General features: G+C 38.3%; 6 protein-coding genes. 2 read left to right on the forward strand and 4 right to left on the reverse strand.

The window, feature by feature from the left end; genetic code table 11:
* Nucleotides 1-726, forward strand: coding sequence for an SAM-dependent methyltransferase (locus UXI14_RS09055; RefSeq protein WP_335965865.1), 726 nt, complete (start codon nt 1-3; stop codon nt 724-726).
* Nucleotides 727-1,042: 316 nt separating this feature from the next.
* Here UXI14_RS09055 and UXI14_RS09060 read toward each other — a convergent pair whose 3' ends face one another.
* The 4 genes from UXI14_RS09060 to dapF form a co-directional block, all read right to left on the reverse strand.
* The gene (locus UXI14_RS09060; RefSeq protein ID WP_277899573.1) at nt 1,043-1,693 is read right to left on the reverse strand and encodes a peptidoglycan-binding protein LysM; all 651 of its coding nucleotides are present in this window, start codon (nt 1,691-1,693) and stop codon (nt 1,043-1,045) included.
* A 135-nt stretch (nt 1,694-1,828) separates the two neighbouring features.
* Nucleotides 1,829-2,872 carry an endolytic transglycosylase MltG gene (gene mltG / locus UXI14_RS09065; RefSeq protein ID WP_335965866.1) on the reverse strand — a complete coding sequence of 348 codons (1,044 nt, stop codon included), beginning with the start codon at nt 2,870-2,872 and terminating at the stop codon, nt 1,829-1,831.
* Entirely contained in the window at nt 2,872-3,396 is a 525-nt protein-coding gene (locus UXI14_RS09070) for a GNAT family N-acetyltransferase (protein ID WP_277899575.1), read from the reverse strand. The genes mltG and UXI14_RS09070 overlap by 1 nt, the downstream gene beginning before the upstream one ends.
* On the reverse strand, nt 3,396-4,172 hold the full coding sequence (dapF, locus tag UXI14_RS09075) for a diaminopimelate epimerase (RefSeq protein ID WP_335965867.1): 777 nt from the start codon (nt 4,170-4,172) through the stop codon (nt 3,396-3,398). Before dapF ends, UXI14_RS09070 begins: the two co-directional genes overlap by 1 nt.
* Before the next feature lie 279 nt (nt 4,173-4,451).
* On the opposite strand from dapF, the gene UXI14_RS09080 reads away from it, so the two are divergent.
* Complete coding sequence (locus UXI14_RS09080; protein WP_335965868.1) at nt 4,452-5,855, forward strand: trypsin-like peptidase domain-containing protein; 1,404 nt, start codon at nt 4,452-4,454, stop codon at nt 5,853-5,855.
* Nucleotides 5,856-6,073: the final 218 nt, after the last annotated feature.

Raw genomic sequence — 6,073 nt, forward strand, 5'->3', positions numbered from 1 at the left:
ATGAGCACAACAAACAGCAATAAAGGTAAACTCTATTTAATCCCAACCACTTTGGGCGATGTAGAACCGTTGGAAGTATTACCGCTTTCCATAAAACGGGTTATCGAAAACGTCGATTTTTATATTGTTGAAAACGAAAAGACCGCAAGAAGATTTATAAAAAGGATTAGCCCTAAAAAATCGCAACCCTCCCTCAAAATTCAAGTCCTAAACAAATATACCAAACCAGAGGAAATCCCTACTTTTATAACGCCATGCCTTAATGGTTACGATGTGGGAATTATCTCTGAGGCAGGATGCCCCGGCGTTGCCGATCCCGGTGCCGATGTTGCCGCCATAGCCCATGAAAAAAACATTCAGGTGGTTCCCTTGGTTGGCCCCTCCTCTATCCTTTTGGCCTTAATGGCCAGTGGAATGAACGGGCAAAGTTTTGCCTTTACGGGATACCTTCCCATTGAGAAGTCTGAAAAGAAAAGGACCATCAAAAAACTCGAAAAAACTTCCAAAGATCTCAACCAGTCACAAATTTTCATGGAAACCCCTTATCGAAACGATAAACTTTTGGCAGATTTAATAGCAACATTAGCTCCAAATACTTTGTTGTGTGTTGCCAGCGATATTACCTTGGGTACCGAGTATATTAAAACCCAATCTGTAGCACAATGGAAAGGATCCTCGGTGGAACTTCATAAAAAACCCACCATTTTTATAATCCATGCCAAGTAAGTAAAATACACAAAAGAATCGTTGCCATAAACCAAGAATGAAAGCCTAGACCCCGCCCAAAAGCGGGGTTCGTTCGACCTTCAAATTGCAATGCGCCTTTGGCTTTTGAAATTCGGGCGCCGTGGGTAAAATGGTCAAGTTCAGCGGAAAATCAGAAAATCGGAACAAAAAATAATAACACCGGACCCCGCCCGAAAGCGGGGTTCGTTCGGCCTTCGAATTGCAATGCGCCTTCGGCTTTTGAAATTCGGGTCTCACGAAAAAAAAAGGCCTCAAAACATTGTTTTGAGGCCTGTATAAAGATCTTTTGTACCTATTATATCTTAGCAGCTTTATTAGCTTCTACATGCGATACGTCGTACCCTGAGAATTTGCGCATATAATATCGTATAGATGCGCCGTTAGCGTCAGCAAATCCACTTGCTCCATGGGTTCGTAAATATCTTTTTACATTTCCAGGTCCAGCAAGGTGTGCTGCTGCCAAAATTCCCGATTCTGTAACTTTTACACCGTTGAATGTTCTACCAACATACCACTCTATATCGCGCCTTAAAACCCATTTGTTTCTTTCAAGATTGGCTATAAATGCTCTTTCCTGCAATTCTGGATCATTAAGAAAGTCTGATTTAGAATGAACGCCTATTGTTCTCAATGTAGAGGCACCAAATTGGTATTTTCCCATATACCCCAAAGAGTTTACCGTAAAGTAATCTCCTCTGGACTCTTTAAAAGCCAATGCTTCTTTAAACCCGTTAAACGACTTCCCTAAAAATGGAGGCTGCATTGGGGTTTCTTCTACATCACTGCTTTCTAAAGATACCGTATACGCCAAAGGCTCAGTTACTCTATTAATGTTATGAACGTTTTTTTTGGCTTTTTTTAATGAAGAAAAACCTAAACTCCCTGCAATTACTAAAATTAAAACAGCTACTAAAACATTAAATTTTAATATTTGTTTTTTTCTCATGCTTTTTTATTTCTTTAAGCCTTACATTTTACACAATTTACTCTTATGTATAACCGCTTAAAATTGAGCATGCAAATATACATAAAAATTAATAATCAGAAAACCAATAAGTTAAAGTAATCTTAAAGTTAAATTTTACCGCTTTATAGCCTGAGAATTAAGCCATTTTACATACGCTTGTTTGTTTACATTATGCTGGGAAAGGGTTTTGGCAAATTTATGATACCCAAAATTATTGACATCCGCCACAAAATATAGGTAGTCATTTTTTTCATAATTTAACACAGCATCAATTGCCGAAATATCCGGCATTGCTATGGGGCCTGGCGGCAATCCTGCATATTTATAGGTATTGTAAGGAGAATCTAATTCCAGGTCTTTATACAATACTCTTTTTATCACTTTATCATAATCGTTCGCTTCTTTTCGCAAAGCGAAAATAATGGTGGGGTCTGCCTGTAAAGGGATATTCCTGTTCAATCTGTTCATATAAACTCCCGCCACACGTGGGCGCTCGTCTACCATTGCCGTTTCTTTATGGACTATGGAGGCAAGGGTTACTACTTCTATTGGTGATAAACCTATGGCTTTTGCCCTGTTCAGGCGCGTTTGGTTCCAAAAACGGTTGTATTCTTTTAGCATGCGGTCCCTAAAAGTTTCAGCTGAAGTGTTCCAGAAAAACTCATAACTGTTCGGTATGTACATGGCTATGGCAGTTTCGTTGTTAAACGGACTGTGATCCATAAAATTAGCATCCGTAAAACTATTCAATAAGGAAATACTGTCGGCCTCAATTTGTAAAGCTATTCTTCCGGCAAGCTTTGCCAATGTTTCCTGATTGTTAAAAGAAAGTGTTACAGGTAAATTTTTACTGCGGAGGGAATTAACAATCTCGTTATTGTTCATCCCTTTTCTAATAGCATATTTCCCAGCTTTTATGTTGCTTACATAACCTTTGCGTTCGGCTACCTTACTAAAAGTCTCCATATTGTCGAGCAAAGGCGTAAGCTGATCTTTTACATTAACAAAGCTATCGTCTGATTTTATATAAACAAAGGCTTCTTCGTTTTGAAAAGCTGTATTTGGTGAAAAAACGGCATTGTACACATAATACACAAAAATAAAGCCCAGAATCCCCCCTATTAGCGCTATGGCCACTAAAATTTTTTTTATATACATTATTTATTGATCTTTTGATATAGAATTTCGTTTTGAAATTTTCCTGAAGTATAATTCCAGTCTTTTTTTATCCCGACCCTTTCAAACCCTAAATTTGAAAACAATTGAATGCTCGGTTTGTTTTGTTCGGATATATTTGCGAAAAGCTGATGCAAATCTAAATGTTTAAAGGCATATGCTATTAATAATGAAAGGGCCTCCCTTCCAATCCCCTTGTTCCTGTTTCCTTCTTCTAAAATTATTATGCCCACTCCCGCCCTTTTGTTTTTCGGGTTAAAATCATACAGGTCGATAAAGCCCAAAAGTGTTTCGGCATAATTGGAAATAGCCAACCGTAACTGCTTCACCTCAAAAATATCCTTATGGCTGTTGGCCAGATATTCTTTTAATATGTATTTGGAATATGGTGCCAAGGTTTCACTAACCTCCCAAACCGTCTCGTCGTTTTCAAGCTTGTACAGAAAATCCAGATCCTCTGGTTCCAAGGCACGTAAATAAATGGTATTTCCAGACAGTGTTATCATTATATGGTGATTGTACCGGAGAATACTTGTGTAGCAGGCCCTACCAAATGTATGTTTTTATACCCGCTCCCATTCTCCTCAAATGAAACTTTTAATTCCCCTCCCAGGGTTTTTAAGGTTACGCTTGAACTTTCTGTTTTCTTTGTTTTGTGCATAGCAATTGCTACTGCCGTAACACCGGTCCCGCATGAAAGCGTTTCGTCTTCAACGCCACGTTCATAGGTGCGCACAGCAAAAACACTGGAATCTTTTTGCTCTACAAAATTAATATTGCTTCCGGTGCTCCCATATTTGCCGTAACGCAATTTTGCACCATCACTTTTTATGTCCATTTCGGTAAGGTTCCCCACCAATTGGACATGGTGCGGCGAGCCCGTATTTAAAAAAGTATAATTATCAAACAAATCAATGGTTTTTACATCTTGCATGGCTAAGCTAACTATACCATTATTAATGGTTGCATGGTGCATGCCATCTACGGCCATGAAAGCACAACTCCCGTTTACGACTTCTAGAAAGTTGGCAAATGCCACCAAGCACCTTCCCCCATTTCCGCACATGGAACTTTCGTTTCCATCGGCATTGTAATATACCATTTTAAAATCGGCTTCATTACAATTTTCCAAAAGTATAAGTCCGTCTGCACCGACACCAAATTTTCTGTCGCATAAAAAATTTATCGATTTGGTATCGTTTTTTGGAAACCCCAACCCACGGTTGTCAATCATAACAAAATCGTTTCCGGTGCCTTGGTATTTATAAAAGTCTAGTTTCATTTTTTAATTGTTATGGATAATGATTTTAAAGGTTTTGTTAAAAACACCGCCATGGATTTTTTTTATAAACAATTGTAATTCAACTAAAAAAATCCCCGCAATAATTCATCAATCCCTCAAATAGGATAGAAATAGCGTATTTTACCTCTTTTCATCAATTTACAAATATACAATATTGCATATGGATATTTCATTGTTAAAGTGCGTTAAAGTTGAAAAAAACACTGAATTATAAAGTAATTTTATGTGTTAATTAAAATAAATATAGTAGATAAAGCCATGAAAAAATTTTTGAGTCTATTACTAGTATCCATGCTGGGTGGCGCTCTTACATTAGGTATATACAAATTAGCTTTTGAAAAAGAGATTCCCCTTTTGGAAAATCAACCAGCCCAATCAAAATTCGTTACCGCAAGTTATAATCCAGCCTCCTCGGTTGCCGATGATGTAGATTTTACAATCGCTGCCGATAAAACCATACATGCAGTGGTTCACGTAAAAAACATGACCATCAGCAGGGGGCCATCGAGCATTATGGACTATTTTTATGGTTCGGGAGGACAACCAAGGGCACAGATCGGTACAGGATCGGGGGTAATTATATCCCCCGATGGATATATTGTTACCAATAACCATGTTATTGCCAATGCTACCGAATTGCAGGTTACCCTTAATAACAACAGGACGTACCGTGCCGAACTGGTTGGTACCGACCCCGAAACCGACATTGCGTTAATTAAAATTGATGCGGACGAAGACCTTCCTTATCTTGCCTTTGGAGATTCCGACAATTCTAAAATTGGAGAATGGGTATTGGCCGTGGGAAATCCATTTAACCTTACCTCTACCGTAACCGCAGGTATTATTAGTGCCAAAGCAAGGGATTTGAACGAAATGGACGGCAAGTTCCAGTCTTTTATTCAAACCGATGCCGCCGTAAATCCCGGGAACAGTGGTGGTGCCTTAGTGAATACCAACGGCGACCTTATTGGCATTAATACAGCCATAACCTCACAAACGGGCTCTTATATAGGCTATTCTTTTGCTGTTCCCAGCAATATTGCAAAAAAAGTGGTCGATGATATCATGGAATTTGGAAACGTACAAATGGGCACCCTTGGCATTAAAGGACAGGATTTAGGAGTTTTAAGTAACAGTGAAGAAGATTACAATGAATCGCAGGGGATTTTAATTGCCGAAGTATTTAAAAAATCCGGTGCGGACAAAGCTGGGCTAAAACCGGGCGATATTATTAAAAAAGTAGACCACATTCAAATAAACAAATTCTCCGACCTTACCGGATATTTAAGAAGCAAACGCCCCAACGATAACGTACAATTAACCATTTTACGAGACAACAATACCATGGAACTGCCCGTTACCTTGCTAGATAATAGTTCTTATGTGTACACCATTGATGAAATTGGGATTTCGGTACAGGAACAGACAAAAACCGACAAAGATCGTTTTGATGGACAAAATGGCGTTGTTATATACGGTTCGAATGAATACAATAGAAGGTTGGGATTGGACGGAAAACTCTTGATTGGTATTAACGACGATAAAATTAAAAATGTAGACGATGTAAAAAAAGCTGTTGCAAAAGCAAAATCATACGGAATGATGAGCATTGTATACATTAACGAATATGGGGAACGCGAACGTTTGGTTTTTCGTGAGTAAATTAAAATTACAACAACATTTAATTTTTTAAAAATTTATGAAAAAAGAGCTTCTTGTACAGAGGGCACTGAAAAAGATATCCTTTTTGTAGATAGCGATGAAAACAAAACGGTCTTGGAATTCAATTTCCTTGACCCTTTTTCTTTGCGATTTTGTTGAAAAATGACTGGCTACTGGTTTGAAAAGCCAAAATTGGGTTGAAATGGCATCACCTGAGC

The sequence above is a fragment of the Galbibacter sp. PAP.153 genome (assembly GCF_037029175.1).
In the GTDB taxonomy this organism is placed as follows: Bacteria; Bacteroidota; Bacteroidia; order Flavobacteriales; family Flavobacteriaceae; genus Galbibacter; species Galbibacter pacificus.